The sequence below is a fragment of the Pseudolysinimonas sp. 10J20-29 genome, assembly GCF_055809595.1.
Genome location: NZ_CM147917.1, coordinates 730,619 through 750,642, shown reverse-complemented (window position 1 = coordinate 750,642; position 20,024 = coordinate 730,619). Strand labels below are relative to the sequence as shown.

Annotated in this window: 18 protein-coding genes, 1 other RNA gene and 1 pseudogene; 7 read left to right on the top strand and 13 right to left on the bottom strand. The window is 71.0% G+C overall.

Annotation, left to right across the window (positions count from 1 at the left end; genetic code table 11):
- Positions 1 to 89 precede the first annotated feature (89 nt).
- The 5 genes and pseudogenes from AC0L6Y_RS03710 to AC0L6Y_RS03690 all read left to right on the top strand — a co-directional run bounded on the left by AC0L6Y_RS03710 (position 90) and on the right by AC0L6Y_RS03690 (position 5,896).
- Positions 90 to 2,285, top strand: a complete 2,196-nt coding sequence (locus AC0L6Y_RS03710; RefSeq protein ID WP_473555731.1) for a GH92 family glycosyl hydrolase — start codon at positions 90 to 92, stop codon at positions 2,283 to 2,285.
- A 47-nt stretch (positions 2,286 to 2,332) separates the two neighbouring features.
- Positions 2,333 to 3,607: a glycosyltransferase gene (locus AC0L6Y_RS03705; RefSeq protein WP_473555726.1), complete on the top strand. Its 1,275-nt coding sequence runs from the start codon at positions 2,333 to 2,335 to the stop codon at positions 3,605 to 3,607.
- 267 nt (positions 3,608 to 3,874) lie between these two features.
- Positions 3,875 to 4,477: pseudogene (locus AC0L6Y_RS03700) on the top strand (amidohydrolase family protein); the annotation flags it as partial.
- 112 nt (positions 4,478 to 4,589) lie between these two features.
- A complete protein-coding gene (locus AC0L6Y_RS03695; protein ID WP_473558220.1) occupies positions 4,590 to 5,171 on the top strand; it encodes an amidohydrolase family protein in 582 nt (193 codons plus the stop codon).
- Positions 5,172 to 5,185: 14 nt separating this feature from the next.
- Complete coding sequence (locus AC0L6Y_RS03690) at positions 5,186 to 5,896, top strand: hypothetical protein (protein WP_473555721.1); 711 nt, start codon at positions 5,186 to 5,188, stop codon at positions 5,894 to 5,896.
- On the opposite strand, the gene AC0L6Y_RS03685 is transcribed toward AC0L6Y_RS03690, so the two are convergent.
- From AC0L6Y_RS03685 to AC0L6Y_RS03675, 3 genes are read right to left on the bottom strand one after another with little or no spacing between them, the layout of a single operon-like run.
- The gene (locus tag AC0L6Y_RS03685) at positions 5,791 to 7,140 is read right to left on the bottom strand and encodes a glycosyltransferase (RefSeq protein ID WP_473555716.1); all 1,350 of its coding nucleotides are present in this window, start codon (positions 7,138 to 7,140) and stop codon (positions 5,791 to 5,793) included. The genes AC0L6Y_RS03690 and AC0L6Y_RS03685 overlap by 106 nt on opposite strands.
- Positions 7,137 to 8,339: a glycosyltransferase gene (locus AC0L6Y_RS03680; RefSeq protein ID WP_473555712.1), complete on the bottom strand. Its 1,203-nt coding sequence runs from the start codon at positions 8,337 to 8,339 to the stop codon at positions 7,137 to 7,139. The genes AC0L6Y_RS03685 and AC0L6Y_RS03680 overlap by 4 nt, the downstream gene beginning before the upstream one ends.
- Positions 8,243 to 9,307: a HEAT repeat domain-containing protein gene (locus AC0L6Y_RS03675; RefSeq protein ID WP_473555707.1), complete on the bottom strand. Its 1,065-nt coding sequence runs from the start codon at positions 9,305 to 9,307 to the stop codon at positions 8,243 to 8,245. Before AC0L6Y_RS03675 ends, AC0L6Y_RS03680 begins: the two co-directional genes overlap by 97 nt.
- A 120-nt stretch (positions 9,308 to 9,427) precedes the next feature.
- Between AC0L6Y_RS03675 and AC0L6Y_RS03670 the strand changes: the two genes are divergently transcribed.
- Positions 9,428 to 10,747, top strand: coding sequence for a polysaccharide pyruvyl transferase family protein (locus AC0L6Y_RS03670; protein WP_473555702.1), 1,320 nt, complete (start codon positions 9,428 to 9,430; stop codon positions 10,745 to 10,747).
- Positions 10,748 to 10,805: 58 nt separating this feature from the next.
- On the opposite strand, the gene AC0L6Y_RS03665 is transcribed toward AC0L6Y_RS03670, so the two are convergent.
- The 7 genes from AC0L6Y_RS03665 to AC0L6Y_RS03635 all read right to left on the bottom strand — a co-directional run bounded on the left by AC0L6Y_RS03665 (position 10,806) and on the right by AC0L6Y_RS03635 (position 16,590).
- The gene (locus AC0L6Y_RS03665; RefSeq protein ID WP_473555698.1) at positions 10,806 to 11,075 is read right to left on the bottom strand and encodes an HPr family phosphocarrier protein; all 270 of its coding nucleotides are present in this window, start codon (positions 11,073 to 11,075) and stop codon (positions 10,806 to 10,808) included.
- 30 nt (positions 11,076 to 11,105) lie between these two features.
- A complete protein-coding gene (locus AC0L6Y_RS03660) occupies positions 11,106 to 13,139 on the bottom strand; it encodes a PTS fructose transporter subunit IIABC (protein WP_473555692.1) in 2,034 nt (677 codons plus the stop codon).
- 44 nt (positions 13,140 to 13,183) lie between these two features.
- Positions 13,184 to 14,128, bottom strand: a complete 945-nt coding sequence (locus AC0L6Y_RS03655) for a 1-phosphofructokinase family hexose kinase (protein WP_473555688.1) — start codon at positions 14,126 to 14,128, stop codon at positions 13,184 to 13,186.
- Complete coding sequence (locus tag AC0L6Y_RS03650; RefSeq protein WP_473555685.1) at positions 14,125 to 14,910, bottom strand: DeoR/GlpR family DNA-binding transcription regulator; 786 nt, start codon at positions 14,908 to 14,910, stop codon at positions 14,125 to 14,127. Before AC0L6Y_RS03650 ends, AC0L6Y_RS03655 begins: the two co-directional genes overlap by 4 nt.
- Positions 14,911 to 15,095: 185 nt before the next feature.
- A complete protein-coding gene (locus tag AC0L6Y_RS03645) occupies positions 15,096 to 15,467 on the bottom strand; it encodes a VOC family protein (RefSeq protein ID WP_473555680.1) in 372 nt (123 codons plus the stop codon).
- A gap of 207 nt (positions 15,468 to 15,674) precedes the next feature.
- Positions 15,675 to 16,046, bottom strand: a transfer-messenger RNA (tmRNA) gene (gene ssrA, locus AC0L6Y_RS03640).
- A gap of 154 nt (positions 16,047 to 16,200) precedes the next feature.
- Positions 16,201 to 16,590 carry a RidA family protein gene (locus AC0L6Y_RS03635; RefSeq protein ID WP_473555673.1) on the bottom strand — a complete coding sequence of 130 codons (390 nt, stop codon included), beginning with the start codon at positions 16,588 to 16,590 and terminating at the stop codon, positions 16,201 to 16,203.
- Between the two features lie 58 nt (positions 16,591 to 16,648).
- Between AC0L6Y_RS03635 and AC0L6Y_RS03630 the strand changes: the two genes are divergently transcribed.
- Positions 16,649 to 17,320 carry an SIMPL domain-containing protein gene (locus AC0L6Y_RS03630; protein ID WP_473555668.1) on the top strand — a complete coding sequence of 224 codons (672 nt, stop codon included), beginning with the start codon at positions 16,649 to 16,651 and terminating at the stop codon, positions 17,318 to 17,320.
- Between the two features lie 12 nt (positions 17,321 to 17,332).
- Here the strand turns inward: AC0L6Y_RS03630 and smpB are convergent, their stop codons facing one another.
- The 3 genes from smpB to ftsE all read right to left on the bottom strand — a co-directional run bounded on the left by smpB (position 17,333) and on the right by ftsE (position 19,981).
- Complete coding sequence (gene smpB, locus AC0L6Y_RS03625) at positions 17,333 to 17,809, bottom strand: SsrA-binding protein SmpB (protein WP_473555663.1); 477 nt, start codon at positions 17,807 to 17,809, stop codon at positions 17,333 to 17,335.
- A 106-nt stretch (positions 17,810 to 17,915) separates the two neighbouring features.
- Positions 17,916 to 18,830 (bottom strand): permease-like cell division protein FtsX, encoded by a 915-nt coding sequence (gene ftsX, locus AC0L6Y_RS03620; protein ID WP_473555659.1) that lies wholly within the window; start codon positions 18,828 to 18,830, stop codon positions 17,916 to 17,918.
- A complete protein-coding gene (gene ftsE / locus AC0L6Y_RS03615) occupies positions 18,827 to 19,981 on the bottom strand; it encodes a cell division ATP-binding protein FtsE (RefSeq protein WP_473555654.1) in 1,155 nt (384 codons plus the stop codon). The genes ftsX and ftsE overlap by 4 nt, the downstream gene beginning before the upstream one ends.
- Between the last annotated feature and the right edge of the window lie 43 nt (positions 19,982 to 20,024).

Sequence of the window (20,024 nt, the reverse complement as noted above, 5' to 3'; positions counted from 1 at the left end):
TTTTTCGTGCGCGCCCGCGCGCCACGAGGGTGCGCGCATCGTCACACTCCCGTAATCCGCCCGAGACAATCGCCGCTTAGCGTCAGGACATGATCGATCGTGTCGACCCGTTCATCGGAACGGAGGTCACGGCGCTTCCCGCCCAGAGCGGACTCGCCGCGACCTGGTGGTGGCCCAAGCCGCAGGTCGGCAACACCCACCCGGGTGCCACCTATCCCCTCGGGATGGTGTCCACCTGCGCCTACTCGGGGGCCTACCCGACCGGCTACGGGCGCTACGACCTCAACACCGAGGGCGTGCCGACGACGATCCACGAGGACGCCGTCGCCTCCGGATTCACCCACTTCCAGCAGTCCGGCACCGGCGCGATCCGCAAGTACTACAACTACTTCCGCGTCACCCCGATGCTCGAACCGCTCGACGTGCTCGGCCGCCAGTGGGGCCTCACCGATGAGGAGGCGGCCCCCGGCTTCTATGCCGCCACCCTCGACTCCGGGATCCGCGCCGAGCTCACCGTCGGCCCCAAGAGCGCCGTGCACCGCTACCGCTTCCCGAAGCACGCCAACGCGCGCCTCGTCGTCGACTTCTCGCTCGGCGGGCTCGCGATCCCGCACTCAGCCACCACGCCGCTGCGCGCTCACCTGGAGCTCGTGAGCCCCGGGGTCGCGCAGGGCACCATCGTGGTGGAGGGCGCCCCGCTCTCGATCTACGTCGAGTGCGACGCCGACAGCTGGCGCCAGATGCTCTGGTACGACCGCCGGCTGATGCCCGGCGGCACCCGGCTCGACTTCGACCACATCCGCCCCACCACGCTGCGCCCGTTCGGGCTCATGTGGGCGGGGGCGAGCAATGAGGATCACACCGTCGAGCTGCGGATCGGGTTCTCGCTGCGCGGCGTCGAACAGGCCAAGCGCAACCTGCACACCGACTGCGGCACGAGCTCGCGCCGTTTCGACTCGCGGCGCGAGCGCACGCAGGAGGCGTGGCGCCGGCACCTCGACGCGATCACCATCGAGACGCCGAGCGCCGAGCGCGAGACGGTGTTCTCGACCGCCCTCTACCACTCGCTCATCAAGCCCTGCCTCGCCCCCGGCGAGAGCCCGTTCTGGCCGAGCGAGGGCCCCTTCGTCTTCGACATCAGCACGATGTGGGACATCTACCGCACCCAGCTGCCGCTGCTCGGCGCGCTGTATCCCGAGCGCGCCGTCGAACTCGCGAACGCGCTGCTGACGATCGCCGAGGAGGAGGGGAACTTCCCGATCGGCTACCGGATGGCCGTGGGCAGCGACCGCTTCTCGCGCCAGGGCAGCGCGCTGGCGCACACCTTCCTCGCCGACCTCTGCCAGCGCGGCGTGACCGGGATCGACTGGGAGTGGGCGCTCGTCCACATGCACAACGACCTGCGGCGCACCTACGGCGAGGACTTCCTGCTGCGCGGGGAGGCGCATCCGATCAGCCACACGCTCGACATCGCGTTCGCCTACTGGTGCACCGCGAAGGTCGCGCACGTCGTCGGCGACAGTGCGCTCGTCGAAGAGTTCACGCGGCTCGCCGAGCGCTGGGCGAACGCCTACGACACCGAGACCGGCCTGCTGCGCGACTCGACCTTCTACGAGGGCAGCAAGCACAACTACTCCTTCCGGGTGCAGCACGACATGGCGGCGCGCATCGCGCTCGCCGGCGGCGACGAGGGCTACCTCGCCCTCGCGGATGCGTTCTTCGGCTACGGCGCCGAGCCGGTCACCCAGCCGGGCGTCGCGCCCGGCCCCGCAGAGCTCGAGGCCGGCTACGCGCTCGGTCGCTTCGAGGGGCTCAACAACGAGCCCGACATGGAAGCGCCCTGGACCTACCACTACGCGGGGCGCCCCGACCGCACCGCCGAGATCGTCCACCACATCGTGCACCAGCAGTTCGGCGTCGGCCGCGGCGGCCTGCCGGGCAACGACGACTCGGGCGGACTGAGCTCCTGGTACGTCTGGGCCAGCCTCGGCGTGTTCCCGGCCGCGGGACAGAACCTGTTCTTCGTCAACGCGCCCTCGTTCCGGCGCGCCGAGATCGCCGTCGTCGGCGGCCGCTTCCTGATCGAGACCGAAGGGTTCATCGAGTCCGAGGCCGGCGGACCGGTGCAGTACGTGCAGTCGGTCGCCCTCAACGGGCTCCCGCTCGAGCGCAGCTGGATCAGCGGCGACGAGTTCCACGGCGGCGGCACGCTGACCGTTCGCCTCGGCGCCGAGCCGACCGACTGGGGGCGCCGAGATCGGCCGCCCTCCCACCCGCAGGCCTGACCTCGACACCGACGCGCTCGCATCCATACGCACCGAAGGATCCCCTCATGACCACGAAACCTCGCAACCGACTCGTCATCGTCAACCGGGCCGACCCGGTCATCTGCGGCCACTCCGTTGAGGGCCGCAACCTCGCCGAAGCGGCCCTCGAGCGCGGATTCGACGAGGTGCGCATCGTCACCTGGCCGCTCGACCGGCTCGAGACCAGCGGGCTGCCGCTGAAGCCGCTCGACAGCGTGCTGCCCTACAGCCCCGGCATCCACGTCGAGCGGCCCGACCCGGTCGGCGACTACAAGGTGCCCGACGGCCGCTACCTGGCGGGCATCACCGGCCGGCTGGTCGAGCTGTTCACCGACGGGGTGCCGACCACGGCGCTCTCGCTCTACCTCAGCCCGCACACCCTCGCCGTCTCGGATGCCGTCCGCATCGCCGAGGCGACCGGGCTTCCCGTCGACGTCACCACGATCGCCGAGGCGGTCGGCAGCGACATCACCAACGTCGTGCGCTCCAGCCTCGACCAGGATGCCTACGGCGCCGCGGCGCAGATCTTCAGCGCCTACCTCAGCCAGGACCGCTGCGTCGCCGTCTCGGAGTACACGCGCGAGATGATCGTTGAGGCGGCCGCCGAGCTCGACGTGCGCCACGGCACCCGCTTCGCCGAGCAGTGCCGCGAGCGCATCACCATCTCCTACCCGGCGATCGACGCCTCCGCCTACCTCGACCTCGACCCGGCCGAGACCGACGAGGTGCTCGCCCGCCGCGGGCTGCGACGCAACCGCTACGTGCTGTTCCTGTCGCGACTGCAGGCCGCCAAGGGCGTCGACGACCTCATCGAGGGCTTCGAGCGCGCGGGCCTCGACGACGACATCGAGCTGATCATCGCCGGCCGCGGACCGGATGCCGAGCGCCTGCACGGCTTGGCGGCGGCCTCGCCGATCGCGGACCGCATCCGCTTCCTCGATGACGTCGGCGACGCCGAGAAGCCTCACCTCATGGAGGCCTGTGCCGTGTATGCGCTGCCGAGCAAGCCGAGCCCCGACTTCGTCGAGACCTTCGGCATCGCCCTCGCCGAGAAGATGCTCGCCGGCGGCGGTCCGGTGATCACGACCCTGGCGGGTGGCATCGGCGAGGCGGTCGGCGACCACGCGATGATCGTGCCGGTCGAGGATCCGGATGCGATCGCGGCAGCGCTGAGCGCCGCGCTCGCTCTCGACGCGGAGGCGCTCGCCTCGAGCGCCGCGGCCGCCCGCGCCCACGCGCTTCAGTTCGACCGCACCGCCGTCTTCGACAACCTCTTCACCCCCGCCCCGCTCCCCGCCTAACCCCCGCGCTCCCCCTCCCCTCGCCTGCTCCCACCGAGCACTGCCGAAACGGGCGAGCGCCACCGGAACTTCGGCAGCGCTCGTGAGTTTCGGTAGCGCTCGGGATGGTGCGGGTGGGCGGGCTGCGGCGGGGGCGCAACGTGGTGGAAATGTGGGCGCAATGCGCCGGACCCGGCGCCCGGGGATACTGATCCGGTGCTCCTCGTCATTCATGCCCGCCTGATCCCCGTCGCCGCCAGCGGCCCCGATGTTCTCGACGACGGGTGGATGCTCGTCGGAGACGACGGCCGCATCGACTCGATCGGAACCGGCACCCCGCCCGCCGTTCCCGCGGGCACGGAGACCCTCGACGTCGCGGGAGCGTTCGTCGCCCCCGGCTTCGTCTCGGCGCACTCCCACCTGTTCACCGGCCCCACCCGCGGGCTGGGCGTCGACCAGACCCTCTACGGCTGGTGCGACTCGATGCTCGGCTTCTTCAGCAAGGTGCCCGCCGAGCTCATGTACTGGTGCACGCTGCACGGCTCGCTCGACTTCCTCAGCAACGGCGTCACGACCGCCTTCGACTTCTGCGACCCGCGACTGCCCTGGGAGCCGATGATCGAGGGCGCCCGCAGCGGCGCCGGCGAGCTGCGGCCCGCGTCGTATCTGACCCGACAGTCCGATGCCAAGGCTGATGCGGGCATCCGCTTCGTCAACGCCGTCGGCATGGACGTCACGGTCGGCTCCGACGACGAGATCTTCGAGCGACTCGGCGAGGTCATCGCCCACGACGACACCCTCGACCCGGCCCTCCGCCTCGGCAGCGCCGTCTTCGGCGCCGTCCAGTGGTCGCCGCGCCGCGACGCCGCCGAGCTCGAGGTGGAGGCGATGCGCCGCTTCGGCCTGATCAACCAGGCGCACTTCCTGGAGACGCGCGCCGAGGTGGAGCTCGCAGCGCTCCAAGTTCGAGTGGTACGCCGAGGCGAACGCGCTCGGACCCGACCTGATCTTCGGCCACTTCATCCAGACCACGCCCGAGATCATCGACCGCGCCGCCGCCGCCGGCTCCGGCATGAGCTGGCAGCCCGCCTCCAACGGGCGCCTGGCGAGCGGCATCGCCGACCTGGGGCGGATGCGCGAGCAGGGCATGACGATCGGCGTCGGCCTCGACGACCAGGCCTGCACCGACGTCAGCGACCCGTGGCAGAACATGCGGATCGGCATCTTCCAGCAGCGCGCCGCCACCGGCGACCCGCGCAGCATGATGCCCGCCGAGATGCTGCGCCTGCACACGCGCGGCTCGGCCGAGGTGCTCGGCATCGGCGACCGCGTGGGGTCGCTGGAGCCCGGCAAGTTCGCCGACTTCCTCGTCGTCGACCCGCGCTCGCCCGACATCGGCCCGCTGTGGCACCCGATCGACAACTACGTGCTCTCGATGACGACCCGCAACCTGAAGGCGGTCTACACGGGCGGGAAGCTGGTGAGCGCCGAGGGTGTCTCGACGAACCCGCTCGCCGCCGAGGCGAGCGCGAAGGTGCACGAGGCGCTCCCCCGGCTGGTGGCGGAGTCGGGCTGGCCCGCCTGACCTAGGCTGAGCCCATGCCTGTTCGCGTGGTGCTCCCGTGGCGCCCCGCGGCGTCGCGGCTCGACGCCTTCGAACGCGTGCGCGACTGGTACGCGCGGATGCTGCCCGAGTTCTCGCTCGACACGATCGACTCCGGGGACGACCCGTTCAACCTCGCCCGCTGCCGCAATCTGGCGGTGTCCCGCATGTCCGATCCCGACGAGGTGATCGTGCTGAACGACGCCGACACCTTGCCGGAGCCCGAGGCGCTGCGCGCCGCGGTCGCTGCCGCCGCGACGAGCGGACGCGTGCATCTGCCGTACACCGCGTACCACTGGCTCGGGGCACGCGGTTCGGCGCAGTTCGCCGCGGGCACCCCACCCGAGGAGTGCGACTTCGAGCTCGTGCACGGCGCCTGCTCGGGTGTCTACGTGACGACGCCTCGCACGTGGGAGGCTCACGGCGGCCAGGACGAGCGGTTCCGCGGCTGGGGGTTCGAGGACGCGGCCTGGTTCCGGGCCCATTCGACGATTCTCGGTGAACCGCCGCGCCGACACGAGGGACGCGTGTTCGCGCTTCACCATGTCGCCGCGGAGCGCGCCGGAACCCACTACGACGCCAACGCGGCGCTCATGGAGCGCTACCGCTTGGCGGCCGGCGACCGGGAGGCGATGCGGGAGCTCGTCAACGAGGGACTCGCGGCGAGCGCGCGAGACGCCGCCGCGGGGCCCGATTCGGCGGCCTGAGTCGCGACGATCCGCGCGAGCCGGTCGGAGCGCTCCTCGTCGGGGGCGAGCAGGTCGGCGAGGACGTCGCGCAGCTGAGTCACCGTCGCCGCGTTGGGGTCGAGCGCTCGCCCGACCCGGTGCGTTTCGATCGCGGCCGCTCCGGCGAACTGGTCGGTCGAGAACGGAAGCACGAGCAGCGGAACGCCCGCGCCGAGCGCCTCGGTCACCGAGTTGTTGCCGCCGTGGCTGACGGCGAGCGCCGCCGAGCCGAGGAGTCGCACCTGCGGCAGGAACTCGCGGACCAGCCACCCTTCCGGGATCGGCCCCAGCTCGTCGATCGGCGTCGACCCGGAGGCGATGGCCGCGGGAATTCCGAGCTCGACGAGAGCGGCGACGACCTTCCGCAGCACGTCGCCGCGCACCGAGAGGAAGCTGCCGAAGCTCACGTAGACGAAGCGTTCAGCCGCCGAGAGCCAGGCGTCGACGTCGGGGTCGGCGGGCTCGGTGCGTCGCGTCGAGCCGAGGAACACGTGCGCAGGGAGGGCGGCGCGCGTCACATCGTCGACGAGTTCGCGCGGGTAGTTGTAGAGCACGAGCGAACCGTGCTCGGCGAAGGCGTTCGTGCTCTCGTTCGCCGTGGCGTCGAGCGCGCGCGCGGTGCTGTTCCATTCGCTCGTGAAGCTGGCCGAGACGCGCTCGCAGAGCTCCCGCAGCTCGGCGAGCTCCGCTGGGGCGGGGTGGAACGCGGCGGGCCAGGCGGGCGGATAGCCGTAGAGCTCGCCCGCCAGCGGGAGGGCGCTCGGATGCCCCAGCACCACATCTCCGAACGGCACCCCGGCAACGCTGAGCGCCAGTCGTGCGCTGAATGCCAGATGGTCGATCAGGATCGCGTCGGGTCGCACCTCGTCGACGACGCGCAGCGTCGCGCGGCCCGCCGCCACCGGGTCCCACATCAGGTCGGTCAGCCGCTCGCGCGCCTGGTAGCGCAGGGTCGGAACCATGCCCTGCCGCGTCGCGTCGAAGAAGCCGCGCAGCGAGTCGCCTTCGTCGTCGGGCTGGTCTTCGGCACGGATGACACCGGCGTTGGACCCGCGACCGAGCTGCAGGTTGACCCGGTCGAAGCCGAACGCCGCCACGATCTCGGCGGTCGCCGGGCCGGTGGCGACGACGACGCGCTCACCGCGCTCCTGCCATGCCGTCGCAAGTGTCGCGAGCGGAAGCAGGTGCGAGGCGTAGTCGGGGCTGATGACGAGCAGCGTCACCGGGTGACCTCCGCCAGCTGAATCAGCGCCGCCTCGTCGCGCGCGACGCCGCGATACACCTCGCCGAGGGCGCATGACATGCGCTGGATGGTGAAGTTCTCGCGCACCATCGCGCGGGACTGCTCCGCGCGCGCCGAGTCGGTCTCGTCCCGCGCCTGGTCGAGAGCGAGCGTCAGCGTCTCCGCCAGTCGTTCGACATGCCAGGTGGCCGTCAGCCGCCCGGTCACGCCGTCGTCGACGTAGGTGGCGGGACCGCCGCCGTCGGGGGCCACCACGAACAGGCCGGTGGCCATGGCTTCCAGCAGCGCGATGCCGAACTCCTCCTTGATGCTCGCGCAGGCGTAGACGCCGCCCTCCGCGACGGCGCCGGGCAGTCCGAGCCGCGCGGCGGCGAGCCAGCGCGCCGCCACATCGTTCGGGCGGTGCCCCGGCAGCACCAGTCCCGCGCGAGCGCGGTCGGCGGTGGGGACGATGCTTTCGATGAGGGCGAGCTGCTCGCGCTCATCCAGCGACGGCGTCTCGAGATCGCCGCCGACGATCAGCAGGTTGGCGCGCTCGGCCAGAGGTCCGCGCGCCCACGCCTCCACCAGCGTCGCCATGCCTTTGACCCGATGCATGCGGCCGACGCTCACAATGAGCGGCAGCCCTCGACGCTCCGGCTCGAGGTCGTCGATCAGGGAGCGCAGTTCGACGAGGGCGGGGTGCGGGGCGACACCGCGTCGATCCACGTTTCCCTGAGCCGAGAACGCATCCGCGAGCGCCTCATCGATCGTCACCAGATCGACCCCCTCGGGCACGATCGTGTGCCGTTCCGGGTGCGCCGTCAGGTCGATTCCGAGAAGTCGCCGCATGTCGTCCTCCAGCTGCGGCCTCGGGAACAGCACCGTGTGCGAGGCGTTCGCGGCCAGGCTCTGCACGAGTCGGGCTCGGAACCAGAAGTGCTCCGCGTGGTCGACCTCGCCGAAGGTCTCGCGCGTCAGGCGGCCGGCCCGATCGAGGGAGTCGATCACCCCGTGCGGGTCGGGCGCCACGGTGAAGACGACGGGGATGCCGAGCTCCCGCGCGACGTCGGCCGCCGCGAGGCTCCCCACGTCGGCCATCCTCAGGTGCAGCAGGTCGACGTGACCGGCGGCGCGCAGAATGCGGCGGATGCCGCGGCGCGCGGTAACGCGCAGCGGCCAGGACGCCGCCGATGGCACCGGCTCGCGCAGCGCGGGATGCGGCCGTAGACGTGCCCCTGACTCGTGTCGTGCAGTCTCAGAAGGTCGGTGGAGGCTCCCAGGATGGAGCCTCGGGAGAGGGTGATGGCGCGCTGCACCCCGGTCGCACCGTCGGCCACGAGCGCGTCACCGAGGCGCACCAGCAGCGTCGCGATGCCGCCGTTGTCTCCCGCGCCGGCCGCGCTCAGCGACGGGTCGATGTCGGCGTGCAGGAACAGCTGCGCGATCGTGAGCCCGTCCTCGCGCGCAAGTCGCGGCGCAGGCGTCGCGGTCAGGTCGATGAGTGAGAGCCGCGCAACCTCCGCGACGAGGTCGTCGCCCGCCACCAGCGACTCGAGCAGTTCCGCGATGTGGGCATCCGCACGCCGCTGTCCGAGGGCGGCGACGGCGGCCACCCGCACGGCTTCGGGTTCGCCGGGATCGCGGGCGACGCGCACGAGCGGTTCGATGGCGAGCGGCGACCGCACCAGGCCGAGGGTCTCGACGAGACGTGCGCGCGCCCCTGACTCGTCGATTCCGAGCAGCGCTGCCTCGACGCCGACGACGAGCTGCTCATCGACCGCTGCGGACCACTGCTCGAGGGAGCGCTGCGCCAGCATGCCGGCGAATCCGCCGTCGCGCACCATGCCGAGCATCCGCCCCATCGCCTCCGGTCGCGGCAGCACCGTGCCGAGCGCCCAGGCGGCGTGCTCGCGCAGGTAGTCGCGCTCGTCGGAAAGCAGTCGGGTGAGCATCCGAGACGCCTCGGCGTCGCGGATCTCGGCGAGCGCATGCGTCGCGGCGATGGCGGCGACCTGATCGGCTCCGGCGAGCGCGACTCCGAGCACGCGCAGCGTGCGCACCCCGGGGTCTCGACCGGCCTCGAACGCGAGGTCGTCGGCGAGCCGCATCGCATCCACGATGGTGGGCGCCTGGAGCACCTGATCGAGGGCCGTCTGAACACCCATGCCGCACCTCTCCATCGCCGTGGCGGCGTCGCTCGCCCACGCAGAATGCTGATGATATATCCGCGAGTTGGACAACGGTCGTGAGGTAACGTGGTGCGCCCACCACGAGTCAGGAGTTCCGTGCAGATCGTCGCCCTCGGTGATGTCGGTGTTGTCGACGGGATGATGCACATCGGCGATGAGGCGATGTTCGAGGTGCTGGTCGACGAGCTTGGAGCGCGCGGGGCGACGTCGATCACCGCGGTGAGCGCGGCCCCCGCCGACACCGCGAAGCGCTACGGCATCGCCGCGGTTCCGCGCCTCGGCTTCGCGAACGATCGGGCCGCGGCGCTCGCCCGGTTCGACGCCCTCCGCGCCACCCTCGCGGGCACGGCCGAGCTCCCCCGCACGGACCCGGTGTGGGCGGTTCTCGACGCGGTCCGCGCCGCCGACGGCGTGGTGATCGCGGGCGGCGGCAACCTGGCCTCGACGTGGCCGCTGCACATCTTCGAGCGCGCGGCGCTGGCGGAGATCGCCGCGCACGTCGGCCGTCCGCTCGTGGTCAGCGGTCAGACCCTCGGCCCGGATCTGGCCGACGACGATCACCCCCTGCTTCGCGATCTTCTCTCCTCGGCGGCGCTCGTCGGTCTTCGCGAACCCGATTCGGCCGAGCTCGCCCGCGTGCTGGGCGTGCCGGCCTCGCGCCGTGATCTCACCCTCGACGACGCGTCGTTCCTGGGGATGACCGAGGAGCTCCCGGCGGAGGACTCACCCTTCGTGCTCGTGAGCTGCTCCACGCATCTCGGCGGGCGGCCGCGTGATCGCGTTGTCGCCGGGCTTGCCCGTGCGCTCGATGCGGTCCAGCGCGCCACCGCGATGCCGATCCGGTTCCACGCCCACTTCGGCGCTCTGGATTCGGGCCCGCCGCGCGGCGATGCGACGCTGCACGACGAGATCCGCGATGCCATGCAGACGTCCAGCTCTGTCGTGCCGACGGGCACCGCGCGCGAGGCCGCGCGACTCGCACGCTCGGCCGGCCTTCTCGTCACCGGTCGCTACCATCCGGCCGTGTTCGCGGCACCCGCGGGGGTGCCCATCGCCGCGCTCGTCGTCGACGGCTACACCGACGTCAAGCTCCGCGGAGCGCTCGGCCACTGGGGGCAGACGGGATTGATCGACCTGGACGCGGTGGCGGCTGACCGGGCCGCCGAGCCGATCCTGGCGATCCTCGCGCGAGCAGCAGAGGTGCGCACCGCCGCCGACGCACAGCGCCCGGGCGCCCGCGACGAGGCCTGTTCGTGGTGGGACCGCGTCGCGAGCGAGCTGCGCGCGGACGCGGCGATCATGTGCCCTCGCGGTGAGCACGTGGCGCCCCACCGCGGGGCCGCGCGAGCTGGGAAGTCGGTCACGCGGGCGGCACGCGCCGCGTCGCAAGCCACCAGCGACGCGGCGCGCGGCTGACGGATGCCGAGGTCTGCCCGCTCGGGCGGCCCCAGCATCCGCGCCTGACTCGACCGCGCTATTCGGCGTCGAGGTCTGTTTCGAGCAGGGTCACCAGCTCATCGAGCGCGGCCTCCGCCCCGTCGCCGTCGGCCTTCAGGACGACGACGGTTCCGGCGCTTGCGCCCAGGCTCATGAGAGACAGAATGCTGCCGGCGTTGAGGTCCTTGCCCCCTTCCACGGCGATCGTGACGGGGACCGGCTGTGCCAGCACGGCCTCGACGAAGATCTTCGCGGGGCGGGCGTGCAGGCCCGAGGCGCTGGCGATGGTGGCGTGGCGTTCAGCCATGATGACTCCTTGAAGGGGGTGGGAAGCGGATCAGGCGGCGACGCCGACGGCCGGCGCGACCTCGGTCTCGTTCTCGGTCTGCGGCGCCCGACGAGCCCACTTCTTGAGGGCGAGGACGAGCAGCGCGGCGATGACCGTGCCGACCGCGATCGAGACCAGGAAGCCCCAGAACGGGTTGATCGCGAACCAGACGAAGATGCCGCCGTGCGGCGCGAGCGACGACACGCCGAACGCCATGCTGAGGCCGCCGGTGACGGCACCGCCGACCATCGACGCGGGGATCACGCGCAGCGGGTCGGCAGCCGCGAACGGAATAGCGCCCTCGCTGATGAAGGAGGCGCCGAGCAGCCAGGCGGCCTTGCCGTTCTCGCGCTCGACCGGGGTGAACGAGGTGCGCGCCAGGATCGTCGAGGCGAGCGCCATCGCGAGCGGCGGCACCATGCCCGCCGACATGACGGCGGCCATGATCAGGAACGGAACGGCCTGGATGTCGCTCGTGGAGGCGGTGGCGAGCCCCGCGGTCGCGAAGGCGTAGGCCACCTTGTTGACCGGGCCGCCGAGGTCGAAGGCCATCATGAGTCCGAGGATCACGCCGACGACGACAATGCCGGAGGTGCCGGCGAGCGTCGTGAGGCCTTCCGTGAGGAAGGTCATGAACGTCGCGATCGGGCGGCCGAGGAAGAGCACCATGAGACCGGAGGCCGCGATCGAGGCCAGCAGCGGGATGATCACGACCGGCATGAGACCGCGCAGCCAGCGCGGTGCGTCGAAGCGACCGATCCACCAGGCGATGAACCCGGCGAGCAGACCGCCGATGATGCCGCCGATGAAGCCGGCGTTCATCAGCACGGCGACGGCGCCCGCGACGAATCCGGGCGCGATTCCCGGGCGGTCGGCGATCGCGAAGGCGATGTAGCCGGCGAGCGCCGAGACGAGGAAGCCCATCGAGGTCGCCCCGATCATGAAGGCCACGGATCCGAGGTACTGACCGAGGCCTCCCGCGGGGAGCTCCCACAGCGAGTTCGCGATGATGACGCTCGCCGCGTTGTCGGTGACGTCGTAGCCGCCGAGCGCGAAGCCGAGCGCGATCAGCAGACCACCGCCGGCGACGAACGGGATCATGTAGCTGACACCGGTCAGGAGGATGCGCTGGACGCGCGCTCCCCACGACACGGAGGTCGAGGCGGCAGCCGGGCTCTCCTCGCTGGCGGCGGCGCCGCTCACGCGCGGAGCGGACGGGTTCGATGCCGCCGCGACGGCGTCGGCGATGAGCTGCTCGGGCTGCTCGATACCGCGCTTCACTCCGGCCCGAATCACGGGCTTCCCGGCGAAGCGCTGCGGCTCGCGCACATCCACGTCGACGGCGAAGATCACCGCGTCGGCGTTGTCGATCACCTCGGCCGGCAGCGCCTGGTAGCCGCTGGAGCCCTGCGGCTCGACCGCGATCTCGACGCCGGCCTTCTCCCCGGCGGCGACCAGGGAGTCCGCGGCCATGAAGGTGTGGGCGATTCCGGTCGCGCAGGCGGTGACCGCGACGATGCGAATCGGCTTCTCCCCCGCTGCGGCGGATGCGGCATTCGCCGGAGCGGCAGCGGCACCGGACGCCGGAGCGTCCTCGCCGATGGCAGCGCGGACGAGCGCGACAACGTCGTCATCGGTCTTGGCTGCGCGCAGGCCCGCGGTGAACTCGTCCTGGATGAGACTCCGAGCGAGTTGGGACAGCACCGCGAGGTGCGTCTCGGCCGCTCCCTCGGGCGCGGCGATCAGGAACACCAGGTCGGCGGGCCCGTCGGAGGCGCCGAAGTCGACGCCGGGTGCCAGTCGGGCGAACGCGAGCGACGGCTCGGTCACCGCCGCGCTCTTGGCGTGCGGAATGGCGATGCCGCCCGGCAGTCCGGTGGCATCCTTCTGCTCGCGCTGCCAGGCGTCCGCGAAGAGCGCCTCAGCGTCGGTGGCGCGACCTTGCGCGACGACGCGGGCGGCGAGAGCACGGATGACGGCAGCATTGTCGTCTCCGAGGGGCACGTCGAGTGTGACGAGCTCCGGGGTGATGGTGTGTGACACGGTGTCCTCCAATGGTTGTGTCGTGTCTGTTGCAGACGGGGTGGTCAGTCCAGCGCGGCGACGGGGATGTCGTGCGGCGAAAGATCGTCGGGCGCGGGGGGCTGCGTTCCGGGCAGGGCGGCCGCGGCAGATCCGTAGCGGATCGCGTTCGCCAGTCGCTGCGGAGCGGCAGCGCCGCGAACGTCGGCCAGCAGGTAGCCCGCGAGCGAGCTGTCGCCGGCACCGACAGTGCTCGAGACGCGCGTCGGCGGCGGCGCGGCCGACCAGGCGCCGTCACCGTCGATCAGCACGCCGCCGTCGCCACCGAGGGTGACGAGCGCGGCCCCGACGCGCGACGGCACGACCTGGCGCGCGGTCGGCACGACCGCCGACACCAGGTGGTCGGCGGGAGCCTCCGTGCCGACGAGCTCTGCGAGCTCGTGCTCGTTGGGTTTGATCAGGTCGGGGTGGCCGTCGGCAACGGCCGCGGCGAGAGCCTCGCCCGAGGTGTCGACCGCGATTCGCGGGGCATCTGCACCCCAGCGTCCGCGCACGGCGCGGATCACCTCGACGTAGAAGTCGTCAGGCGCTCCGGGCGGGAGCGAACCGGCCAGCACGAGCCAGGCGGCGTGGGCGGTTGCGCCGACGATGGCGTCGCGCAGCGCGGTGAGTTCCTGCGGCGCCAGCACCGCGCCGGGGAGGTTCAGCTTGGTGGTCTCGCCCGCCGGATCGGTCACGGTCAGGTTCGCGCGGGCGTGACCGCGCACCGGAACCGTGAGCGTGCGCAGGCCGGTCGCGGCAAGCGCGGAGGCGAACGGGTCGTCCGGGGCGAGCGGCAGCACAGCGAGCACCTCTTCGCCGGCGGCCTGGATCACGCGCGCGACGTTGATGCCCTTGCCGCCGGCGTCCTCACGCGCGGGGGTGGCGGGCTGGACGGCGCCCGGCACCAAGGCTACCTCGAGTCGGAGCTCCCGATCGAGGGACGGGTTTGCCGTGACGGTGACGATCACGCGGCCCACACCTCCACGTCGGCGCTCTCGAGCGCCTCGCCCAGGTGCGCCGCGACGGGCGCGTCGGTCACGAGGACGTCGATGTCGGCGAGGTCGCCGAAGCGCACCAGCAGCTCTTGGCCGAGCTTGCTGGCGTCGGCCACGACGACGACGCGCCGCGCGGCGCGCACGATCGCCGCCTTCACGGCCGCCTCATCCGGGTCCGGCGTGCTCAGCCCGAATTCGGCCGAGAGCCCGTTCGCCCCGACGAACGCGACATCGGGGCGAAGCGCGGAGATCGCCTGAACGGTCGACGCGCCGACGGCGGCCGCCGTGATCCCGCGGATCCGTCCCCCGATCACGGTCAGCGTGATGCCGCTGGCTCCCGCGAGGACAGGAGCGAGGAGCACCGAGTGCGTGACGACCTCGGCGGTCGAGTTCTGCGAGGCGAGTCGCGCGGAGAGCAGTGAGGCGATCGCCGCGGTGGTCGTCCCGGCGTCGAGGAAGATCGAGCCGCGGAATCCGGCCGGAAGCGCTTCAAGGGCCCGCGCCGCGATCGCCAGCTTGGCTTCGCTGTGCTGCTCGGAGCGCTCGGTGACGGGCAGCTCGGTCACGTCGGACCGCTCCTTGCGCACGGCGCCGCCATGCACACGGCTCAGGAGGCCGTCACGCTCCATCGCGTCGAGATCACGCCGAACGGTCTCGGTCGCGACGCCGAACTGGTCGGCAAGATCGACGACGGCCACACGACCGTGCGTGAGCAGGATGCGCTCGATCGCGTCTCTTCGCTCCATTGCGTACATGCTGACCTCCGTGGTTCCCACAGAGTACAACACGTTCCCACGCAAAACAACAAGTCAATGTTGTTCTATTTGGCAATGATCGCCGCGGCACCACCCCGGGCGCCGAACCGGCTCCCCGCTGAACCGCGGGAAGCCGGCCGGTCACGGGCCGGGGCGTGGCATTGTCGGCGCCCCGGACCGGATCCTCAGGCGGTCTGCGTGAGGCAGAGGAAGTTCCCCTCACTGTCGCGGAACCAGGCCGTCATGGTTCCGTCATCCATCGTGGCGACGCCGTTCTCGGTCTGCATTCCGGGGGCGCTGTAGTCCTCGAAGACGATGCCGTGCTCGCGCATCTCGCGCATGTCGGCAGCCAGATCTTCGGTCTCCCAGCACATCTGGGTGTTCTGGGCGGTGCCCGCGTTGGGCGTCTCGTACACGTCGAAGGCGGAGTCTCCCATGCGGTAGGTGAGCATCCCCTCATGCTCTTCCGCCGGGTCGAGCCCGAGCTTGTCGTGATAGAAGGCGCGCGCTCGCGACAGGTCGCTCGCGGGCAGCACAGTGTGCGCGTGAGTCAGCATTGCTCCACATCCTTATCTCGCTCGATCGGTGCGAGACTCGGCGGCGAGAACGCGGGTGGGGCTGAGAGTCGTGACTCGTGACTCGAGGTCGGGGCCTCGCAGTGAAACCGACGGTACGCCGGAGGACTCGGAACCGGCTGGGAATCCGCGCGCGACGGCGCCGTGACGAGGAGGGCAGGCAAGCCCACAGCGCGCGACAGCAACCGATGGTGGAGATGGGGGGAATTGAACCCCCGTCCATCGCTGAGGACCTGCGCCTTCTCCGGGCGCAGTCTGTGGAGACGTTCTACTCGGCTCCGATCTTTGTCACAGACACCTAGATCGACGAGCCCAGTCTCAGTGCAAGTCCCGCGTGACCCTGAAACACAATCACGCAGCAAGCCCTCTAGATGACGCCAGGGTCCGGGGCGAAGGCGAACCCGGTCTGACGGACTTCCTTACTCTGCCTTAGGCGGCGAGAGCGAAGTCGGTGCGCTTGGAATTGGCACCTATGGTTTGCGGAGGGCGTTAACGAGATAACCCCGCATCCTCGGCCCGCTTCTCGCAGCTTCACAGACGATGTCGAAACCGATCATCCCCATACTGCGCCCTCGATCGTCGAGGGCGGGTCATTGTCGCGCGCTGTGGAGTTGCCAAGCCGCGTCGGAATCCGACGCAGCACACCAGAATACAACACCCCGGCGCGCCCCGCCATTCCTGGGGCGCGCGGGATGCCGTAGAACCGGGCGGCGGATCAGTCGTGGATGACCGCGTCCAGTTCGATCTCGACCAGCAGGTCGGGTTCGACGAGCGCCGACACGACGAGCGCGGTCGAGGCCGGCCGGATGTCGCCGAAGAACTCGCCGTGCACGCGCGTGACCGCGTCGAAGTCCTCGGCCGAGGTGAGGTACATGCGGGTGCGCACCACGTGATCCAGCCGCGCCCCGGCCTGCTCGAGCACCCCGGAGAGCCGGGTCAGGATCTCGCGCGCCTGCTCGCCTGCGGTCTCCCCCACCGCGCCCTCCGGCGAGCTCGCCGTCGTGCCGGAGATGAACACCTGCTGACCGACCCGCACCGCGCGCGAATAGCCGGCGATCGGCTCCCACACCGACCCGGACGAGAACAGCTGACGCGACGATGACATGGTGCTCCTTAGGCTCCTGGCAGGCCAGATTATCGGTCGCAGGTGCGAAGATGACGCCATGAGCGAGACCATCATCACCGTGCGAGGCGAGCACACCGCCGAGTTCAGTCCCGAACACGCGATCGTCGCCGCGACGGTGGCATTTGACGGCCGCGACCGCGACCAGGTCTTCGCCCGCGCGAGCGAGGTGGCGTCGCTGCTGGAGAGCCGGCTGGCCGACCTGCACGACGCCACGCAGGGCCCGGTCATCCGCTGGTCGGCCGAGCGCGCGCGGGTCTGGTCGCAGCGCCCCTGGAACGAGCAGGGCCGCCAGCTTCCCGCCGTGTTCCACGCGCAGCTGCAGGTGAGCGCGACCTTCGTCGACACCGAGGCGCTCGCGCGCTGGGTCGAGCACCTCGCCACGACCGACGGGGTGAACGTCGACGGCATCACGTGGGGCCTGTCGGACGCCCGCGAGAAGGCCGCCCTCGTGGAGGTGCGCCGCGGCGCCGTCGCCGACGCGCTCGAGCGGGCGCAGGCTTTCGCGGCCGCGCTGGGGCTCGGCAGCCTGGCGCCGGTCGCACTCGCCGACCCGGGGATGCTGGGCGACCAGGCCGGGGGCGCCGCCGACAGCATGATTGAGGTGGCATCCCTGCGTGCGATGAAGGACTCCGGCGGCGAGCTGGCCTTCACCCCGCGCGACATCGAACTGAGCGCCGCGGTCGACGCACGATTCGTCGCGCGCGCCTAGCGGGCAGGAGCCCTACTCGCCGAGGTGCCGCCGACTCGAGATGGCGCGATCGGCCTCGCGCTTGTCCTGCCGCTCGCGGAGCGTCTGACGCTTGTCGTACTCGCGCTTGCCCTTCGCGACCGCGATCTCGACCTTGGCGCGACCGTCGCTGAAGTAGATCTGCAGCGGGACGAGCGTGTAGCCGCCCTCTTTGGTCTTGTGCGAGATCTTGATGATCTGCGCCTTGTGAAGCAGCAGCTTGCGCTTGCGCCGGGGCGAGTGGTTGTTCCAGGTGCCCTCGGTGTACTCGGGGATGTGCACGGCGTCGAGCCAGGCCTCCCCCTTCTCGATGAAGGCGTAGCCGTCCACCAGGCTCGCTCGACCCTCGCGCAGCGACTTCACCTCGGTGCCGGTGAGCACCAGGCCCGCCTCATAGGTGTCTTCGATGAGGTAGTCGTGCCGCGCCTTGCGGTTGGTCGCGACGACCTTGCTTCCGCGTTCCTTCGCCATGATCGTCACTCCTCTCGCGGTTCGGCGGCAGCCGGCGCACGCGCACCGGCCAGCCGTTCAGCATACCCGAGCGGATGCGCCCCGAACGGTTCCTCGATCGAGCGGATCAGATCTTGAGGTACCGGCGAATCGCGAAGCTCGCCGACATCGCGGCGAGCAGACCGCCGACCGCGAGCAGGATCGGGGCGACCAGCAGCGCATCCTCGACACCGACGAAGTTGGTCGTCGGGAACGAGGCGGCGAGATACCCGCCGACGAAGAAGTGCACGATCGCGGTGATCGCCCCGCCGGCGAGCACAGCGCCGATCGCCGCGGCGAGCACCCCCTCCAAGACGAAGGGCGTCTCGATGAAGCGGTTGGAGGCGCCCACCAGGCGCATGATGCCGAGCTCGCGACGGCGCGAGAACGCGCTCAGCCGGATCGTGGTCGCGATCAGCAGCACCGCGGCGACGAGCATGAGCGCGGCGATCCCGATCGCGGTGTACGAGGCGGCGTTCATCATCGCGAAGATCGGTTCGAGCACGGCCCGCTGATCCTCGACGTTCTCGACGCCGGGCGCGCCGCTCAGCTGGTCGACGATGATCTCCGCCTGGTCGGGGTCGACCATGTTGACGTAGAAGGTCTCGCCGAAGAACTCGGGGTCGGCGATGTCGGCGAAGGCGGTGCCCTCCCACTGCGCGACGAAGTTGTCGTAGGCCTGCTGCTTGGTCTCGAACTCGACGCGCTCGATGTACGGCGCGAGAGTCTCGCCCTCCAGCTCGGCGCGCACCGACTCGACCTGCTCGGGGCTGGCATCGCTCGCATTGCAGCCCGGCACCGGAGAGATCTCGGTGCAGAGGTAGACGGCCACCTCGGCGCGGTCGTACCAGTACCCCTTGAGCTCGCCGATCTGCATCTGCAGCAGGATCGCGGCGCCGAAGAAGGTCAGCGAGATGAAGGTGACCAGGATCACCGACACCACCATCGAGAGGTTCCGCCGGAAGCCCTGGCCGACCTCCGACATGATCAGTCCGAAATTCACCGACGGACCTCCGGCTCGTTGAGCGGCGGCGGGCTGCCCGGGTCGCTCGGCGGCGGCGAGGGGATCAGCGGCGGCGCCGACCGCAGCGGATCGGCCTCCTCCGGTGCCGTCGACGGCGAGGCGGGAGGCGCATCCGCCCTCTCCTCGCGCTCCCGCTCCCCCGCGGCCTTGTCACCAAATGCAGGGGATCCGGCCGGTTTCGCGTTCCCCGGGCCCGCGGATGCGGGGGCCGGCCCCCGCTTTTCCTGCATTTCGTCGCGGGGCGGGGTGGCGGGGCGGGATGCGGCGGGCGCAGCAGCCGAGCGGGAGGGGGCGGGCGCGGCAGGCCCCGGGCGGGAGTGGGCAGGCGCGGCCGCAGCGGGCGCGGCCGCAGCGGGCGCAGCGGCGGGACGCGCGGCAGCCGGGGTCGCGGCCGTCGCCGCCGAGGCGGCCGCCGACGTCGCCGCCGGGCGCGCGGTGGGCATGGCCTGCGTCTGGTAGCCGCCGGAGCGCTCGTCGCGCACGACCTGGCCGCCGACCAGTTCGATCACGCGGCGGCGCATCTGGTCGACGATGCCGACATCGTGCGTGGCCATCAGGATCGTCGTGCCGTTGGCGTTGATCGTGGAGAGCAGGCTCATGATCCCGGCGCTGGTGGCGGGGTCGAGGTTTCCGGTCGGCTCATCGGCGAGCAGAATCGACGGCTTGTTGACGATCGCGCGCGCGATGGCGACGCGCTGCTGCTCACCGCCGGAGAGCTCGTGCGGGTAGCGGCCCTGCTTGCCGGCGAGGCCGACCAGCCGCAGCACATCCGGCACGGCCTCCTGGATGAACCCCTTGCTCTTGCCGATCACCTGCAGGCTGAAGGCGACGTTGTCGAACACCGTCTTCTGCGGCAGGAGTCGGAAGTCCTGGAACACGACACCGAGGTTGCGCCGGAAGAACGGCACCTTGCGGCTGGCGAGCGTGTTGAGGTGCTGCCCGAGCACGTAGATGTTGCCCTTGGTGGGCCGCTCCTCTTTCAGCACGAGGCGCAGGAAGCTGGACTTGCCCGAGCCGGATGCTCCGACCAGGAAGACGAACTCCCCGCCCTGCACTTCGAGGCTCAGGTTGTTGAGGGCGGGCCTGGCAGTACCGGAGTACGACTTGGTGACCTGGTCAAATCGGATCATGGCGTCTTGAGCCTAAGGACGGGGCGAACGGATGCCGCGAACG